17 protein-coding genes and 1 pseudogene are annotated in these 16,097 nt (G+C 69.8%); 11 read left to right on the plus strand and 7 right to left on the minus strand.

The features are described 5' to 3' along the window. The first annotated feature begins 27 nt into the window (after positions 1-27). A complete protein-coding gene (locus tag G5C51_RS30710; RefSeq protein ID WP_165242038.1) occupies positions 28-1,452 on the plus strand; it encodes an alpha/beta fold hydrolase in 1,425 nt (474 codons plus the stop codon). A gap of 1 nt (position 1,453) precedes the next feature. Here G5C51_RS30710 and G5C51_RS30715 read toward each other — a convergent pair whose 3' ends face one another. From G5C51_RS30715 to G5C51_RS30730, 4 genes are all read right to left on the minus strand, one after another. Then, on the minus strand, positions 1,454-2,431 hold the full coding sequence (locus G5C51_RS30715) for a COX15/CtaA family protein (protein ID WP_165242040.1): 978 nt from the start codon (positions 2,429-2,431) through the stop codon (positions 1,454-1,456). 106 nt (positions 2,432-2,537) lie between these two features. Further along, a complete protein-coding gene (locus G5C51_RS30720; RefSeq protein WP_165242042.1) occupies positions 2,538-3,305 on the minus strand; it encodes an ABC transporter permease in 768 nt (255 codons plus the stop codon). Then, positions 3,302-4,231 carry an ABC transporter ATP-binding protein gene (locus G5C51_RS30725; protein ID WP_165242044.1) on the minus strand — a complete coding sequence of 310 codons (930 nt, stop codon included), beginning with the start codon at positions 4,229-4,231 and terminating at the stop codon, positions 3,302-3,304. Before G5C51_RS30725 ends, G5C51_RS30720 begins: the two co-directional genes overlap by 4 nt. A 53-nt stretch (positions 4,232-4,284) precedes the next feature. Continuing rightward, positions 4,285-6,201 carry a CASTOR/POLLUX-related putative ion channel gene (locus G5C51_RS30730; protein ID WP_165242046.1) on the minus strand — a complete coding sequence of 639 codons (1,917 nt, stop codon included), beginning with the start codon at positions 6,199-6,201 and terminating at the stop codon, positions 4,285-4,287. A gap of 198 nt (positions 6,202-6,399) precedes the next feature. Here G5C51_RS30730 and G5C51_RS30735 point away from each other — a divergent pair, with 198 nt between their 5' ends. Genes G5C51_RS30735 through G5C51_RS30770 form a run of 8 tightly spaced genes read left to right on the plus strand, consistent with a single transcriptional unit; the run spans position 6,400 to position 13,036 of the window. Further along, positions 6,400-7,221 (plus strand): helix-turn-helix transcriptional regulator, encoded by an 822-nt coding sequence (locus G5C51_RS30735; protein ID WP_420824875.1) that lies wholly within the window; start codon positions 6,400-6,402, stop codon positions 7,219-7,221. Next, positions 7,218-8,648 (plus strand): Fe-S cluster assembly protein SufB, encoded by a 1,431-nt coding sequence (gene sufB / locus G5C51_RS30740; protein WP_165242048.1) that lies wholly within the window; start codon positions 7,218-7,220, stop codon positions 8,646-8,648. Before G5C51_RS30735 ends, sufB begins: the two co-directional genes overlap by 4 nt. 57 nt (positions 8,649-8,705) lie before the next feature. Then, on the plus strand, positions 8,706-9,884 hold the full coding sequence (gene sufD / locus G5C51_RS30745) for a Fe-S cluster assembly protein SufD (protein WP_165242050.1): 1,179 nt from the start codon (positions 8,706-8,708) through the stop codon (positions 9,882-9,884). Further along, complete coding sequence (locus G5C51_RS30750) at positions 9,884-10,204, plus strand: bifunctional 3-phenylpropionate/cinnamic acid dioxygenase ferredoxin subunit (protein WP_165242052.1); 321 nt, start codon at positions 9,884-9,886, stop codon at positions 10,202-10,204. Before sufD ends, G5C51_RS30750 begins: the two co-directional genes overlap by 1 nt. Positions 10,205-10,209: 5 nt before the next feature. Further along, entirely contained in the window at positions 10,210-10,974 is a 765-nt protein-coding gene (sufC, locus tag G5C51_RS30755) for a Fe-S cluster assembly ATPase SufC (protein ID WP_165242054.1), read from the plus strand. Next, on the plus strand, positions 10,971-12,233 hold the full coding sequence (locus G5C51_RS30760) for a SufS family cysteine desulfurase (RefSeq protein ID WP_165242056.1): 1,263 nt from the start codon (positions 10,971-10,973) through the stop codon (positions 12,231-12,233). Before sufC ends, G5C51_RS30760 begins: the two co-directional genes overlap by 4 nt. A gap of 18 nt (positions 12,234-12,251) precedes the next feature. After that, on the plus strand, positions 12,252-12,704 hold the full coding sequence (gene sufU, locus G5C51_RS30765) for a Fe-S cluster assembly sulfur transfer protein SufU (RefSeq protein ID WP_165242058.1): 453 nt from the start codon (positions 12,252-12,254) through the stop codon (positions 12,702-12,704). Continuing rightward, positions 12,701-13,036 (plus strand): metal-sulfur cluster assembly factor, encoded by a 336-nt coding sequence (locus tag G5C51_RS30770; RefSeq protein WP_165242060.1) that lies wholly within the window; start codon positions 12,701-12,703, stop codon positions 13,034-13,036. The genes sufU and G5C51_RS30770 overlap by 4 nt, the downstream gene beginning before the upstream one ends. A 66-nt stretch (positions 13,037-13,102) precedes the next feature. Here G5C51_RS30770 and G5C51_RS30775 read toward each other — a convergent pair whose 3' ends face one another. From G5C51_RS30775 to G5C51_RS30785, 3 genes are read right to left on the minus strand one after another with little or no spacing between them, the layout of a single operon-like run. Next, positions 13,103-13,624 (minus strand): YcxB family protein, encoded by a 522-nt coding sequence (locus G5C51_RS30775; protein WP_165242061.1) that lies wholly within the window; start codon positions 13,622-13,624, stop codon positions 13,103-13,105. 25 nt (positions 13,625-13,649) lie between these two features. Then, a complete protein-coding gene (locus G5C51_RS30780; RefSeq protein ID WP_165242062.1) occupies positions 13,650-14,225 on the minus strand; it encodes an SMI1/KNR4 family protein in 576 nt (191 codons plus the stop codon). A gap of 13 nt (positions 14,226-14,238) precedes the next feature. Beyond that, positions 14,239-15,396, minus strand: coding sequence for a DUF7847 domain-containing protein (locus G5C51_RS30785; RefSeq protein WP_165242063.1), 1,158 nt, complete (start codon positions 15,394-15,396; stop codon positions 14,239-14,241). A gap of 153 nt (positions 15,397-15,549) precedes the next feature. Between G5C51_RS30785 and G5C51_RS30790 the strand changes: the two genes are divergently transcribed. Next, positions 15,550-15,687 (plus strand): hypothetical protein, encoded by a 138-nt coding sequence (locus G5C51_RS30790; RefSeq protein WP_165242064.1) that lies wholly within the window; start codon positions 15,550-15,552, stop codon positions 15,685-15,687. Next, positions 15,684-16,097 (plus strand): annotated as a pseudogene (locus tag G5C51_RS30795) (hypothetical protein); the annotation flags it as partial. The gene G5C51_RS30790 and the pseudogene G5C51_RS30795, both read left to right, overlap by 4 nt.

Here is a 16,097-nt window from a genome sequence, read left to right on the forward strand (position 1 = left end):
GGGTGACACCAGGGCGGGGGAGAGTTCATGCACCGCAGTACCCGGCGCGCAGCGGCGCTCATCTCGGCGGCCCTCTTCGCCCTCGCGGGCAGTTGCTCGTCCGCCGCACCGGACTCCCGCCAGGACGGCGGCCGGGAGCCCGGTGCGGCGGGCGGTACGTATGACAAGGGGCGTCGTCCGGCGCTCGCCGATCGCGCGCCGTGTGCAGACTTGCCCGGTTACACCTGCGCCACGCTGCCCGTTCCGCTCGACCATGGGGGGCGGGTTCCGGGGACGCTCGGTCTCCAGGTCGCGATGGCGGACAATGCCGATGCGCCCAAGGGTGTGCTGATGCTGTTGACCGGTGGTCCTGGCCAGCCCGGGGTGCCGTTCGTGAAGCGGCTGAGCGAGAAGCTGAAGCCCGTACTGGATGACTACCGGCTGGTCATGGTCGATCAGCGGGGTACGGGGGGCGCGGCGCTGCAGTGTCCGCAGCTGCAGGAGGAGATGGGCAGTTCGGACCTGACCCCGCCGACGCAGCAGGCCGTCACCGACTGTGCCGACGCGCTCGGTGACAAGCGGCGCTTCTACGCCACCGCCGACACCGTCGCGGATCTTGACCTGTTGCGGCGGGCGCTGAGGGAGCGGAAGTGGACCCTGGACGGCGTTTCGTACGGGACGTTCACCGCCGAGCGCTATGCCCTCGCCCATCCGGGGAAGGTGCGGCGGCTGGTCCTGGATTCCGTTGTCCCGCAGACACTCGACGATCCGATGTGGCTCACCCCGATGCGGGCGACGGCACGCATTCTGCGGGCGGCGTGTGCGGCGAAGGGCTGCGGGACGGATCCGGTGGCGGATCTGCGGGAGGTGGTGCGGACGTATGGCAACGGTGCTGATCTGCTGGCGATGCTCACTACGTATGAGTTCTTCGACCCTGATTACGAGGCGGCCATCGCGGCGCTGCACAAGGCGGCGCGGGGCGATGCGTCGGATCTGAAAGAGCTCATCGAGCGGACGCGCCAGGACGACACCCCCGCCGAGCAGCTGAGCCAGGGGCTGCATGCCTCGACGCTCTGTCTGGACGGCCGCTTCCCGTGGGGGACGACGGACAGCCCGGTCGAGGGCCGGGCGGCGAAGCTGGCGGCCGCGGCGGAGCGGCTGACGCCGCGGGACTACGGTCCGTACGACGCGGATGCGGCGCAGGGGACCGGGTCGCTGCTGCAGTGCCTGTGGTGGCCGCGTGAGCCCGTACCGAAGGCGCCGCCCGCGGGCCGGAAGCTGCCCGAGGTGCCGGTGCTGCTGCTCGGCGGGGACCGGGATCTGTCGACGCCGCTGGAGTGGCTCTACGAGCAGGAGAAGCTGACGCCGCGAGGTGAGGTCGTGGTGGTGAAGGGCGCCGCGCACGGCATCCAGAGCAGGGCGGCGAGCGATGCGGGGCGGCAGGCGGTGTACGACTTCCTGCTGCGCGACTGAGCTACGCGACCGAGCCGGCGTGCTGTCCGGTCGCCGGGGCCGGGCTGGGGATGTCGGGGGACTCCGCGGCCGGGCGGTGGCGCAGCGACAGCAGCACCCGCAGCGCCGCGATCCACACCAGCGTGGAGCCGAGCATGTGGACGGCGACGAGGATTTCCGGGGTGTCGGTGAAGTACTGCACGTAGCCGATCACGGCCTGGGACATCAGCACCAGGAAGAGGTCGCGGGTGGCGTTGAGCGGGCCGCGCGGGCCGTCCATGACCTTGATCGCGATCCAGACGGCGATCGTGAGCGCGACCACCGCCCAGGCGGTGAAGGCGTGTACGTGGGCGGCGTTCTCCCAGCTGATCCAGCCCATCCGGGGGACGTCGCTGGAGTCGCCGGCGTGCTTGCCGGTGCCGGTGACGACGGTGCCGGCGGCGACGAGGACGGCGGTGAAGCCGACCAGCACGCGGGCCAGCTTGCGGACGATCTGGCCGACCAGCCAATCGGGGCCGCCGTCGCCCTCGCGGGTGCGGTACCAGGTGATGAACGCGACGGTGACGAGGCCGCTGGCGGCCAGGAAGTGGCCGGCGACGCTGTACGGGTTGAGGGCGGTCAGCACCGTGATGCCGCCGATGACGGCGTTGCTCATCACGAGCCAGAACTGCGACCAGGCCAGCCGGGTCAGCGGGCGGCGGCGCGGCTTCGCGGCGCGGATGCAGATGATCGCCCAGCCGACGGCTGCGGAGATCACGTACGTCATCATCCGGTTGCCGAACTCGATGGCCCCGTGGATGCCCATCTCGCCGGTGGGGGTCAGGCTTTCCCCGGAACACTTCGGCCAGGTGTCACACCCGAGCCCCGACCCGGTGAGGCGCACGGCACCGCCGGTGATGACGATGAGAATGCTCATCGCGAGCGCGATCAGCGCTGCGCGCTGGACGGTGCGGGGTGCCGGGGTCCATCGCTGGGCGATGAGGGCAAGTGGGTTGAACACGGCGCATAGCTTAGGCGGCGGGCTGGTGGCGATGTGCACCGCCCCCGGCGCGCGCCGCGCGCAGTTGCCCTATTGCACGGAGCAACGGGTGGGCGGGTGTGCTAAGTCACTCCCACTTGAAGAAGCGGGCCGCGGCTGCCAGGCCGACCACCGCCCACGCCGCGAGCACGCCCGCCGCGCCCCACGGCATCGACGCCCCGTGCTGGAGCACATCCCGTAGGCCCTCCGACAGCGCCGCGATCGGCGTGTACTCGAGCACCGTCCTGACCCCGTCGGGGAACTTCGACAGCGGCACCATCACCCCGCCCGCCACCATCAGCAGGATGAACACCAGGTTCGCCGCCGCCAGCGTCGCCTCCGCGCGCAGCGTGCCCGCCATCAGCAGGCCGAGCCCGGAGAAGGCGGCCGTGCCCAGCAGCAGGAGCAGCACCACCGCCAGCGGATTGCCGTGCGGCGACCAGCCCAGCGCCAGCGCGATCGCCGTCAGCAGGACGACCTGCAGCAGCTGGATCACCAGCACCGACAGCGTCTTCGCCGCCATCAGCCCCCACCGCGGCAGCGGCGACGCCGCCAGGCGCTTCAGCACCCCGTACCGCCGCTCGAAGCCGGTCCCGATGGCCTGCCCGGTGAAGGACGTCGCCATCACCGCCAGCGCCAGCGCCCCCGGCGCCAGGAAGTCGACCCGCTCGCCCGCGCCCGTATCGATGATGTCCACCGCGCTGAACAGCGCCAGCACCACCGACGGAATGATCACCGTCAGCAGCAGCTGCTCGCCGTTCCGCAGCAGCATCCGCGTCTCGAGCCCGGCCTGGGTGAGGATCATCCGCCCGATCGGCGCGGCTCCCGGCGCCGGCACAAAGGTTCCCGCGCTCACGACCTCAGCTCCTTGCCGGTCAGCTCCAGGAATACGTCCTCGAGCGTCCGCCGCTCCACTGTCATCTGCTCGGGCAGCACCCCGTTCTGCGCGCACCACGTCGTCACCGTGGCGAGCAGCTCCGGGTCGATTGTCCCGGCCACCCGGTACGCGCCCGGCGTCAGCTCGATCGCCGCCGTCTCCGGGGGCAGCGCCTTGAGCAGCGAGGCCAGGTCGAGTCCCGGCCGGCCGCTGAAGCGCATCGTGTTCTCGGCGCCGCCCCGGCACAGCTCCTCCGGGGTGCCGCGGACCACGAGCCGGCCGGCGTCGATGATCGCGACCTCGTCGGCGAGCTGCTCGGCCTCGTCCATGTGGTGCGTCGTCAGCAGCACCGAGACGCCGTCGGTACGGAGCTCCCTGATCAGCTCCCAGGTCGCCCGCCGCGCCTGCGGGTCGAGGCCCGCGGTCGGCTCGTCCAGGAAGACCAGCTCGGGCCGCCCGACCACCGCCATCGCCAGCGCCAGACGCTGCTGCTGGCCGCCCGAGAGCCGCCGGTACGGGGTCCGCCCGCAGCTGTCCAGGCCGAGCCGTTCGATGAGCTCACCCACGTCCAGTGGATGAGCGTGCAGCCGCGCCATGTGCCGCAGCATCTCCTCGGCCCGCGCGCTCGGGTACACGCCGCCGCTCTGCAGCATCACGCCGATCCGCGGCCGCAGCGCCGCGCCGTCCGCCGCCGGGTCGAGGCCGAGCACGCGGACCGTGCCGGCGTCGGCGGGCCGGTAGCCCTCGCAGATCTCGATCGTGGTGGATTTGCCGGCCCCGTTCGGGCCGAGGACCGCGGTGACCGCGCCGTGGGCGGCCGACAGTGCCAGTCCGTCGACGGCGGTCTTCGTCCCGTAGCGCTTCACGAGGCCCGCTACCTCGACCGCCGGGGGGTGCTGCTGCATGAGAGCGAGTCTAAGGACTGTCCGGCGGGCGCTTGACGGGGGCGGCCGGTCCGCTAGTCCTCGGCGAGCACGATGACCGAGTCGCCGTCGCCGAACCGCACGGTGGACCGCTTGTCGGGGTTGAGGTGGATCCCGAAGGCCGGTCCTGTGGCGCTCTCTTCGTGCAGCCGGTAGCCGATGGCGCACTGCCGCTGCCGCCGGGCCGACTCGACGACCGTCGCGTACGTCACCTCGCGCCTGGGCGCCACGTAGTGGGTCGCCGGCTTGAGGTAGATCTCGTAGCCGTCCGGGTTGCCGAGCTCCCGGAAGAGGTCGGCGAGCCGGTGGTTCTCGGAGATCTGCGTCATCAGCAGGCTGATGACCTTGCCGCTGACGATGAAGTCGGCGCCCTCGCTGATGGGCGCGAGCGCCCGGTTGCTGTCGTCGGACATCTCCGTGACGACGCGCAGCTCCCGCCCCAGTTCGGCTTCCATGGCCCGCAGGTGGAGCAGCGTGACCAGGGTCTCCACGTCCGGTTCCGGGCGGGTCTCCTCGGCCTCGTCCTCGTTCTCGTAGCCGAGCAGGATCACGCTGCTGTACGAGCCGATGTCCAGCGACTCGAGGACCTCCGGCTGGGAGGTCTCACCGGAGCGGAAGTTGACCGTCAGATTCGAGTACGGCGGCAGCTGCTCCGCCTCCGCCGCGGCGGAGGCGCCGCGCGCCACCACGTCGATGACGGAGCCGTCGGCGACGTAACCGGCGAGCTGCTCGATCACCGTGCCGGTGCGCCGGTTCCAGCCGAGCAGCAGGACCCGCTCGGGTGCGGCCGGCGCGTCCGGCACCTCGACGATGGCGCCCTCGTCGACGTCGGCGGGGCGCTCGGCGAGCACCGCGGTGTCGTCGTCCTCGGTGATGACGATGATCAGGTCGTCCTCGCGGATGACGGAGTCGGCGGGCGGGTTCAGCTCGATGCCGTCGTCGGCGCGCACCAGGCCGACCACAGAGGACGAGTCGTAGGCGAGGAGCGCTTCGCCGAAGGGCCGGCCGACGAGCCGGGGCTCGGCCACCGTGTAGAACTCGTCGCCCTCGAAGTTCAGCAGGTCGGTGTAGACGAGGGAAAGCCCGGGCTGCCGCGCGGTCTGCACGATCAGGCGGGCGGTGACGTCGTCGATGCTCAGCACCCGGCCGCGCTCGCCCGCGGCGAGCTTGGCGGCGAGGAGATTGCGGCTGTCGCGCACCACCGCGACGACATGGCCGTCGGGGCGCAGCCCCGGCCCGCTGTTGAGCGCCAGCAGCGTCTTGATGACCTGGGCGTCGGCGGTGGTGGCCGCCTCGTCGCGGGCCACGACGATGACCGAGCGGGCGGTGTGCGGGTTGACCAGGCGCACGACGGCGGGGTCGGCGGTGTCGCCGGTGCGGCAGATGACCCGGGTGCCCTTGAGGTCGGGCACCTTGGCGCGGATGTTCTCCTCCATCTCGACCTTGTCCTGGGCGGCGAGGATGGCGACCACGGCCTTGCGCTGGTTGGATTCGGCCTCCGCCAGCTGGCTCACGATCGGGTAGACCTGGTCCGACCAGCCCAGCACCACGAGGTGCCGGTCCTCCAGGACCATCGACCGGCCCTGCCGCAGATCCATGATCTTGTTCTGTACGCCGGTGGTGATCAGGCCGACCAGGGTCGAGGCGAAGAGCAGGGCGACCACGGCGAGCAGGACGGACAGCAGCACGTAGGCAGGGGTGCCGATGGCTCCGCCCAGGCTGAAGGTCTCGCCGATGTTCTTCCAGATGGCGACGAGCTGGTTGCGCAGCGTCGTCGGGGTCTCCTTGTCCGCCCATACGAGCGCGGCGCTGACCGGGATGACGATCAGCAGGCAGACGAGCGCCAGCCAGCCGATCAGGGCGGGGGTGCCGCGGGCCATGGTGTTGTCGAACCAGTACCGCAGGCGCCGGCGGACATCACCCGTAGCGTGTGCAGCCGCGCGGTCAGCCATACGCCCTCTCTCACGTCGGAGTACGGGAGATCCACTTTCCGAAGCCGGGTGTCCACTTTCCGTATTGATCTTCCGGTGGCCCCGGACAGGCCGCAACGCGAGGGCGCTCCACTTAGGTGACCCTTAGTGATACACCCCACCAGAGCGTGATCGAATCCCGGCTTGTCTCTGCGCGCCGAATTACGCAACAATGGTGTTGTGAAAACTCTGGGCGAAGGGGAGCAGACGCCGGCGGGGGCACCGCCGGCGCCCAGCCCTGCCCTGCCCGCCGAGCACGGCACGCGGCAGCGGGTGGCCCGGTCGATCCTCGACCACGGCCCGTCCACCGCGGCCGACCTCGCTCAGCGGCTGAGTCTGACCCAGGCCGCCGTCCGCCGGCATCTCGACACCCTCGTCACCGAGGGCATCGTCGAGCCGCGCGAGCGGCGGGTGTACGGCAACCGGGGCCGCGGCCGCCCGGCGAAGGTGTTCGCCCTGACCGACTGCGGCCGGGACGCCTTCGACCAGGCCTACGACCAGCTGGCCGCCGACGCCCTGCGCTGGATCGCGCAGGCCGCGGGCGGCGGCGAAATGGGCGAGGCGGCGGTCGCCGCGTTCGCCCGCGCCCGAGTGCAGAAGGCCGCCGAGCGCTATGCCAGGCGGCTGGACCAGGTCCCGCCCGAGGACCGCGCGAAAGCCCTGGCCAAGGCGCTCACCGAGGACGGGTACGCTGCTACTGCGCGCAGCGCGCCCGCGACGGCCGCTGGTCAGGGTGGCGAGCAGCTCTGCCAGCACCACTGCCCGGTGGCGCACACCGCCGAGCAATTCCCGCAGCTGTGCGAGGCGGAGACCGAGGTCTTCTCCCGCCTGCTCGGCACCCATGTGCAGCGTCTCGCCACCATCGCCCATGGCGACGGGGTCTGCACGACCTTCATTCCGAAGATGCCGTCTGATCCGTCAGCAGCAGACCCGGAAGACGCAGCACCTCAGCACGACGCAAAGCCACCAATCACCAGCAAGGCCGGGAGGAACCCCGCATGACTGCGCCCACAGAGACACCGACCTCGGAGCACCCCGAGCTCGAGGGTCTCGGTCGGTACGAATACGGCTGGGCCGACTCCGACGCGGCCGGCGCCGCGGCGAAGCGCGGCCTGTCCGAGGCCGTCGTCCGGGACATCTCCGAGAAGAAGAACGAGCCGGAGTGGATGCTCAAGACCCGGATGAAGGGTCTGAAGCTGTTCGGCAAGAAGCCCATGCCCACCTGGGGCTCGGACCTCTCCGGCATCGACTTCGACAACATCAAGTACTTCGTCCGCTCCACCGAGAAGCAGGCCCAGTCCTGGGAGGACCTGCCGGAGGACATCAAGTCGACGTACGACAAGCTCGGCATCCCGGAGGCGGAGAAGCAGCGCCTGGTCGCCGGTGTCGCCGCTCAGTACGAGTCGGAGGTCGTCTACCACCAGATCCGTGAGGACCTGGAGGAGCAGGGCGTTCTCTTCCTCGACACCGACACCGCGCTGAAGGAGCACCCGGAGCTCTTCAAGGAGTACTTCGGCACCGTCATCCCCCCGGGTGACAACAAGTTCGCCTCGCTGAACACGGCCGTGTGGTCCGGCGGCTCGTTCATCTACGTCCCCAAGGGCGTGCATGTCGAGATCCCGCTGCAGGCCTACTTCCGGATCAACACCGAGAACATGGGCCAGTTCGAGCGGACGCTGATCATCGTCGACGAGGACGCCTACGTCCACTACGTCGAGGGCTGCACCGCGCCGATCTACCAGTCGGACTCGCTGCACTCCGCGGTCGTCGAGATCATCGTCAAGAAGGGCGCCCGCTGCCGGTACACGACCATCCAGAACTGGTCGAACAACGTCTACAACCTGGTCACCAAGCGCGCCGTGGCGTACGAGGGCGCGACCATGGAGTGGATCGACGGCAACATCGGCTCCAAGGTCACCATGAAGTACCCGGCCGTCTACCTGATGGGTGAGCACGCCAAGGGCGAGACCCTCTCCATCGCCTTCGCGGGCGAGGGCCAGCACCAGGACGCCGGCTCCAAGATGGTCCACATGGCGCCGAACACCTCGTCCAACATCGTGTCGAAGTCGGTGGCCCGTGGCGGCGGCCGCACCTCGTACCGCGGCCTGGTCGAGATCGGCGAGGGCGCGGCCGGCTCCAAGTCCAACGTGCTCTGCGACGCCCTGCTCGTCGACACGATCTCCCGCTCGGACACGTACCCGTACGTGGACGTCCGCGAGGACGACGTGACCATGGGCCACGAGGCGACCGTCTCCAAGGTCTCCGACGACCAGCTGTTCTACCTGATGCAGCGCGGCATGACCGAGTTCGAGGCCATGGCGATGATCGTCCGCGGCTTTGTCGAGCCGATCGCCAAGGAGCTGCCGATGGAGTACGCGCTGGAGCTGAACCGGCTGATCGAGCTGCAGATGGAGGGCGCGGTCGGCTGACCCGCCGACCCGCAACCCCTTCGTCGTACAGAGAAGAAAGCGAGCAACACGACAGCCATGGCTGACGTCCAGAACATCCCGGCGGGTGCCACCACCACCGGATCCATCGCGGTGGCTGCCGAGTCCACCGTCGCCACCCGGATGAGCGCACCGCCCTCGTTCGACGTGGCGGACTTCCCCGTGCCCCACGGCCGCGAGGAGGAGTGGCGCTTCACGCCGCTGGAGCGGCTGAAGGGCCTGCACGACGGCTCGGCGACCGCCGACGGTGCGATCAAGGCGGAGGTGGACGCCCCCGAGGGCGTCACCGTCGAGGCCGTCGGCCGCGACGACGCCCGGGTCGGCAAGGCGGGCACGCCGGTCGACCGGGTCGCCGCCCAGGCGTACTCCGCCTTCGAGAAGGCCACCGTCATCTCCGTCCCGAAGGACGCGGTCCTCGCCGAGCCGGTGCGTGTGCGCCTGCACGGCGAGGGCGGCACCACCTTCGGGCACACGGTCTTCGACATCGGCGCCTTCGCCGAGGCCGTCATCGTCGTCGACCACACCGGTGACGGCGTCCGCGCCGCCAACGTCGACATCCTCGTCGGCGACGGCGCCAAGGTCACCTTCGTCTCCGTGCAGGACTGGGACCGCACCGCGGTGCACACCTCCCAGCACAACGCCCTGCTCGGCCGCGACGCGAGCCTGAAGTCCGTCGTCATCACCTTTGGCGGCGACCTCGTCCGCATCCACCCGCGGGTCAATTACGGGGCGCAGGGCGGCGAGGCCGAGTTCTACGGCCTGTACTTCACCGACGCGGGCCAGCACCAGGAGCACCGCCTCTTCGTCGACCACTCCGTGCCGAACTGCCGCTCCCACGTGACCTACAAGGGCGCGCTGCAGGGCGACGACGCGCACGCGGTCTGGATCGGCGACGTGCTGATCCAGAAGGCGGCCGAGGGCACCGACACGTACGAGCTCAACCGCAACCTCGTCCTCACCGACGGCGCGCGCGTCGACTCCGTGCCGAACCTGGAGATCGAGACCGGCGAGATCGTCGGCGCCGGACACGCCTCGGCGACCGGCCGCTTCGACGACGAGCAGCTCTTCTATCTGATGTCGCGCGGCGTCCCGGCCGACCTGGCCCGTCGCCTCGTGGTCCGCGGCTTCTTCGCCGAGCTCGTGCAGCAGATCGGCGTCGCGGAGCTGGAGGAGCGCCTCATCACCAAGATCGAGGAAGAGCTGGAGGCCTCGGTCTGATGTCAGCTTTTGCCCGTGTCTGTGCGCTCAGCGAGCTCGAGGACGACACCCCGAAGCGGGTCGAGCTCGAGAGCACGCCGATCTCCATCGTCCGCACCGAGGGCGAGGTGTTCGCGATCAACGACATCTGCTCGCACGCGAACGTCTCCCTCTCGGAGGGCGAGGTGGAGGACTGCCAGATCGAGTGCTGGCTGCACGGCTCCAGCTTCGACCTGCGCACCGGAAAGCCGTCCGGGCTGCCCGCGACGCGGCCCGTCCCCGTATACCCCGTAAAGATCGAAGGGGACGATGTGCTCGTCTCCCTCACCCAGGAGTCCTGAAGCACATGGCAACGCTTGAAATCCGCGACCTGCACGTCTCCGTCGAGGGCGAGAACGGCCCCAAGGAGATCCTCAAGGGCGTCGACCTGACCGTGAAGCAGGGCGAGACCCACGCCATCATGGGCCCGAACGGCTCCGGCAAGTCCACCCTCGCGTACTCGATCGCCGGCCACCCCAAGTACACGATCACCGGCGGCACGGTGATCCTCGACGGCGAGGACGTCCTGGAGATGGAGGTGGACGAGCGCGCCCGCGCCGGCCTCTTCCTCGCCATGCAGTACCCCGTCGAGGTCCCCGGCGTCACCGTCTCCAACTTCCTCCGCACCTCCGCCACCGCCATCCGCGGCGAGGCCCCCAAGCTGCGCACCTGGGTGAAGGAGGTCAAGGAGGCCATGGAGGCGCTCAAGATGGACCCCTCCTTCGCGGAGCGGAACGTCAACGAGGGCTTCTCCGGCGGTGAGAAGAAGCGCCACGAGATCCTGCAGCTGGAGCTCCTCAAGCCGAAGATCGCGATCCTCGACGAGACCGATTCAGGGCTGGACGTCGACGCGCTGCGCACCGTCTCCGAGGGCGTCAACCGGGTCCGCGAGAGCGGCCAGGTCGGCACCCTGCTGATCACCCACTACACCCGCATCCTGCGCTACATCAAGCCCGACCACGTGCACGTCTTCGCCGACGGCCGGATCGCCGAGTCCGGCGGCCCGGAGCTCGCGGACAAGCTGGAGGAAGAGGGCTACGCGGCTTACGTGAAGGGTGGTACCTCGGAGTGACACTGCAGCCGGGGGGCGGCCTCCTCGACACCGATCTGATCCGCAAGGACTTCCCGATCCTGGACCGCGAGATCCACGACGGGAAGAAGGTGGTGTACCTGGACAACGCGGCGACCTCGCAGAAGCCGCGCCAGGTCCTGGACGCCATGAACGCGTACTACGAGCGGTCCAACGCCAATGTGCACCGCGGCGTTCACGTCCTCGCCGAGGAGGCCACGGCGCTGTACGAGGGCGCCCGCGATAAGGTCGCGGCGTTCATCAACGCGCCGAGCCGCGACGAGGTGATCTTCACGAAGAACGCCTCGGAGTCGCTCAACCTGGTCGCGAACATGCTCGGCTGGGCGGATGAGCCCTACCGGGTCGACTCCGACACCGAGATCGTCATCACGGAGATGGAGCACCACTCCAACATCGTCCCGTGGCAGCTGCTCGCGCAGCGCACGGGCGCGAAGCTGAAGTGGTTCGGCCTGACGGACGAGGGCCGGCTGGATCTGAGCAACATCAACGAGGTCATCACGGAGAAGACGAAGATCGTCTCCTTTGTGCTGGTCTCCAACATCCTCGGCACGGTCAACCCCGTCGAGCAGATCGTCCGCCGCGCCCAGGAGGTCGGCGCCCTGGTGCTGATCGACGCCTCCCAGGCCGCCCCGCACTCCGTCCTGGACGTGCAGGCGCTGGAGGCCGACTTCGTCGCCTTCACCGGCCACAAGATGTGCGGTCCGACCGGCATCGGCGTGCTGTGGGGCCGGCTCGAGCTGCTCGAGGACCTGCCGCCGTTCCTCGGCGGCGGCGAGATGATCGAGACGGTGTCGATGCACTCGTCGACGTACGCGCCGGCGCCGCACAAGTTCGAGGCGGGCACGCCGCCGATCGCCGAGGCGGTCGGTCTGGGCGCGGCCGTGGACTACCTGTCGTCGATCGGCATGGACAAGATCGCCGCGCATGAGCACGCGATCACGGAGTACGCCGTCAAGCGGCTGCAGGAGATCCCGGACCTCAAGATCATCGGTCCGGTGACGGCCGATGACCGCGGCGCCGCGATTTCCTTCACCCTCGGCGACATCCACCCGCACGACGTCGGGCAGGTGCTGGACGAGCAGGGCATCGCGGTCCGGGTCGGCCACCACTGCGCGCGGCCGGTCTGCCTGCGGTACGGAATTCCTGCGACGACGCGAGCGTCGTTCTATCTGTACTCCACGCCGGCCGAGGTCGACGCTCTGGTCGAGGGGCTGGAGTACGTACGGAACTTCTTCGGTTAGGGATGGACGGGTTGCAGCGTGAAGCTTGATTCGATGTACCAGGACGTCATCCTGGACCACTACAAGCACCCGCACGGGCGGGGCTTGCGGGACGGCGACGCCGAGGTGCACCACGTGAACCCGACCTGCGGCGACGAGATCACGCTCCGCGTGAAGCTCGACGGCCAGCGGATCGAGGATGTGTCGTACGAGGGCCAGGGCTGCTCCATCAGCCAGGCCAGCGCGTCCGTGATGAACGAGCTGCTGGTCGGCAAGGAGCTCGCCGAGGCGCAGCAGATCCAGGGTGTCTTCCTGGAGCTGATGCAGTCGAAGGGCAAGCTGGAGCCGGACGACGCAATGGAGGAGGTGCTGGAGGACGCGGTAGCGTTCGCCGGCGTCTCGAAATACCCGGCGCGCGTGAAGTGCGCGCTGCTGTCCTGGATGGCATGGAAGGACGCCACCGCCCAGGCGCTGAAGGAGACCCCCGCATGAGCGACACCGAGACCGTAGCCAAGCCCGCGAGCGAGGACGAGGTCCGCGAGGCGCTGTACGACGTCGTCGACCCCGAGCTGGGCATCGACGTGGTCAACCTCGGCCTGATCTACGGCATCCACATCGACGACGACAACATCGCGACCCTCGACATGACGCTGACGTCGGCGGCCTGTCCGCTGACGGATGTCATCGAGGACCAGGCGAAGTCCGCGACGGACGGCATTGTGAAGGACCTGAAGATCAACTGGGTCTGGATGCCGCCGTGGGGCCCGGACAAGATCACGGACGAGGGCCGCGAGCAGCTGCGCGCGCTGGGCTTCAACGTGTGAGTTTTTCGCGTACGACGAAGGGCCGCTGGATTCGATCCGGCGGCCCTTCGTCGTATCCGGACCAGCTCAGATGCGGGGGAGGTGCTCCGCCAGGAGGGCGCTCAGGCGCTCCGCGTCGTGCGGCGTGCTCAGGCCTCGCTTGGGGAGGACCTCCACGAGCAGATTGTTCCGGTCCCGGCTGAGCAGGACGACGTGGTCGCGGGTCTCCCGGAAGCCACGGAAGACGGACCAGCGCTGCATGAGCGTCGTGTACTCGGTCCTGGTCGTGATCCCCGCTTCGCTCACTGACGTGTGGTAGTCGCCCTGCCAGAAGATGGTGCGCCATGCGTGGTGCGCCTGGATGTGGGGGAGCGACCAGAACCCGGCGGCGCACAAGATCATGGTGATGCTCGACCCCGCGGACGGATGCGGACCGATGGCGATCAGCCCGGCGAAGGCCAGGAACATCGCCATGACGGCCCAGCGGACCAGGTCGAGCCGTCTTCGGCGCTCGCGGAATCTGACGCCCCTCAGGATGTCGCGCCGCGTCAGCCGATAGTCGAGCTCGACCGTGTGCTGCCTGCCCTCTTGCCCCATGTCCATGACCATGCGGCGGGATCATACGGGTCGGGGCTCAGCAGGGAGTGGCTTGGGGGTTGAGGGGTGGCAGGGCCCAGAGCTTGAGGGTGCCGGTGCAGTAGTCGGTGAGGAACTGGACCGCGCTGCCGTCGTAGTGCCACCAGCCGCCGTTGCGGGAGGCGACGGTGACGCGCCATTGCTGGGGGGTGGGGCCCGTAGTGGTCCAGAGGAACATGTCGCCCTCGTTCGACTCCGCCCACGGCAGGAGGCCGCCCGGGGCGGGGTGCGGGCGCAGGCCGCAGGACATTTCCTCCTCCCAATAGGTCTGAAGGACTCCTTCCAGGTCCTCGCGTATGCCGCGAAGGCGGTAGAGCTCCTTGCCCGGCCTGGGAAAGGCGACGAGCAGGAAGTCGCCGAGAACGAAGGACGGAAACCGCTCCGCGAGGAGCTTGAAGTCATCGGGGAGTGCCGTGCCCAGGTCGTCTTCGAGCACCGCCCAGTCGATGACGGCGGGCGCCGGCCGGCGGTGGTCCGTGAGTCCTGGGACGGCGTGCTCCAGTGCCGCGATCGCCTCGTCCGGATCGGTGATGCGGCGCGCCGGTTTCTGTGTCCCGATCAGAGCGTCCGTCATGACCGGCAGCTTGTCAGGTCGGGCTGACGGTGGGGCCCGGGTTCTCGCCTGCGGCGGTCAGTAGCTCCGGGTGGAGGTTTTCGTGGCGGATGCGGCGGTCTACGTAGAGGAGGCCGGCGATCAGGGGTGGGAAGAACGTGACGATCGCGCTGCCGACGAAGGACGCGATGAGGAGCAGCAGGGTCAGCGGGATCCAGACGGCGGCGCTGTCGCCGCTTGCCTCGGCGACGAGGGTGCCCACGATCTGCAGGGGCGTCGCGAGGATGTACGAGGCTGTCTGCGCGATGATGCCGGCCAGCAGCAGGAAGCCGAAGGTGCGCCACCAGGAGCCGCGGACCAGGGTCGTCGAGCGGCGCAGGGCTGCGGCCGGGCTCGCGTGCTCCAGGACCGCGGCGGCCGGGGCCAGGGCGAGGCGGACCCAGAGCCAGGCCAGCGCGGCGGCCAGGCCCAGCGCCACCAGGATCGTCAGCGCTACGCCGCCGGCTATCGCGCCGCCGCCACCGTCGTGGAGCGCCATCCACACCGGCACCAGGATGGCTGCCGCCGCGAGCATGGGGAGCAGCGCGAGCAGGCCGGTCAGCACCATGACGCCGACGACCGCCCAGGCGCGCGAGCGGGCCCGCCGCCACGCCTCCCGGGTGGTGAGGCGTCGGCCGACCACCGCTTCCTCGAGCGTCGTGTAGGCCAGCGCGGACTGCGCACCCGCGAAGTACAGCGACATCAGGAACAGGATCAGCACGCCGGTGCCGAGGATCGCGACCACCGTCGCCACGTCCGAGCCCGAGACGGCCGGGCCGTTCTTCTCGAAGACGCGGGTGAAGACGTCCGCCGCCGTCAGCCAGCCGATGAGAAAGAAGATGACGCCCACGACCACGGTCAGGCCGAAGACGGCGGCGGCGACCGCGAGATACGTGCGCCAGCAGCGGCCCAGGGTCGCGAAGGCACCGCCGAAGATGTCGCCGAAGTTGAGCCCCTGCGGGTTGAGGCGGATCACGCCCGGCTTCGGCGGGAGGGGCGGGATCGGGGCGTACGGGCCCGGGGCGTAGGGCTGGCCGTAGCCATAGGGCTGCTGCTGACCCTGGTGGTACGGGCCGTAGCCCTGCGGGGGCTGCCATTGGCCGGGCTGGCCGGGCTGGCCGTCCTGCGGGCCCCAGCCCGGGTGCTGCGACATCGTTCGCTCCTGTGTTCCCATTCCGATCAATTTCCGGACACCTTACCGGGTACCCCCACGGCGCCGGTATGCGCTCTTGGCCGGACGCCGCAGGTGAGCCACCATGAGGAGACCGAACCGAGACAGCCAGCACCGTCACGTACGGAGGTCGTTATGAAGCTCGGCAAGGCAGTTGCCACCGGTGTCGCCGAAGAGCAGCAGGTCGTTGAGGAGCGGGAGAGCGAAGCGCCAGTCGCCGAGGAGCGTACGGAGACGGTCGCCGAGGCGCCCGTCGAAGCCGCCGTCCGATGAGGCTGCGGCTGCCCGAGGAGCGTCCGGCGCAGCCGCCCATCGGCTACAAGATCGCGTATCCGCTGCTGTCCCAGGACGGTGGCGGTGCCGCGTTCCTGGGGGTGTCCCTCGGCGGGACCCGGCCCTACGGGGTGCTGGCCGACGCCCGCTGCGCCTACGGGCGGCGGCACGCGTCGCCGTCCCGGCGGTGCGACTGCGGGTTCCACTGCCTCAGCGAGCAGGCGGAGGCGGAGGCGCTGACGGCCACCGCCGAGCATCGCAGTGCGCTGTTGCTGGAGATCGCCGTCCTCGGCCGGTACATCCGCTTCGAGCGCGGGCTGCGCTATGCCCGGCAGCGGGTCCGTACGGCGACGGTCGGCCCGTGCCGCTGCGGGCGGCAGGCGGCGGTGCTCGCCGACGCGGGGTGGGGG

This window comes from Streptomyces coryli (genome assembly GCF_011044975.1).
In the GTDB taxonomy this organism is placed as follows: domain Bacteria; phylum Actinomycetota; class Actinomycetes; order Streptomycetales; family Streptomycetaceae; genus Streptomyces; species Streptomyces coryli.

Coding starts and splice junctions, on each gene's coding strand:
- G5C51_RS30710 (WP_165242038.1), top strand. CDS start 28: ATGCACCGCAGTACCCGGCGCGCAGCGGCGCTCATCTCGGCGGCCCTC.
- G5C51_RS30725 (WP_165242044.1), bottom strand. CDS start 4,231: ATGCAGCAGCACCCCCCGGCGGTCGAGGTAGCGGGCCTCGTGAAGCGC.
- G5C51_RS30730 (WP_165242046.1), bottom strand. CDS start 6,201: ATGGCTGACCGCGCGGCTGCACACGCTACGGGTGATGTCCGCCGGCGC.
- sufB (WP_165242048.1), top strand. CDS start 7,218: ATGACTGCGCCCACAGAGACACCGACCTCGGAGCACCCCGAGCTCGAG.
- sufD (WP_165242050.1), top strand. CDS start 8,706: ATGGCTGACGTCCAGAACATCCCGGCGGGTGCCACCACCACCGGATCC.
- G5C51_RS30750 (WP_165242052.1), top strand. CDS start 9,884: ATGTCAGCTTTTGCCCGTGTCTGTGCGCTCAGCGAGCTCGAGGACGAC.
- sufC (WP_165242054.1), top strand. CDS start 10,210: ATGGCAACGCTTGAAATCCGCGACCTGCACGTCTCCGTCGAGGGCGAG.
- G5C51_RS30770 (WP_165242060.1), top strand. CDS start 12,701: ATGAGCGACACCGAGACCGTAGCCAAGCCCGCGAGCGAGGACGAGGTC.
- G5C51_RS30775 (WP_165242061.1), bottom strand. CDS start 13,624: ATGGTCATGGACATGGGGCAAGAGGGCAGGCAGCACACGGTCGAGCTC.
- G5C51_RS30780 (WP_165242062.1), bottom strand. CDS start 14,225: ATGACGGACGCTCTGATCGGGACACAGAAACCGGCGCGCCGCATCACC.
- G5C51_RS30785 (WP_165242063.1), bottom strand. CDS start 15,396: ATGTCGCAGCACCCGGGCTGGGGCCCGCAGGACGGCCAGCCCGGCCAG.
- G5C51_RS30790 (WP_165242064.1), top strand. CDS start 15,550: ATGAAGCTCGGCAAGGCAGTTGCCACCGGTGTCGCCGAAGAGCAGCAG.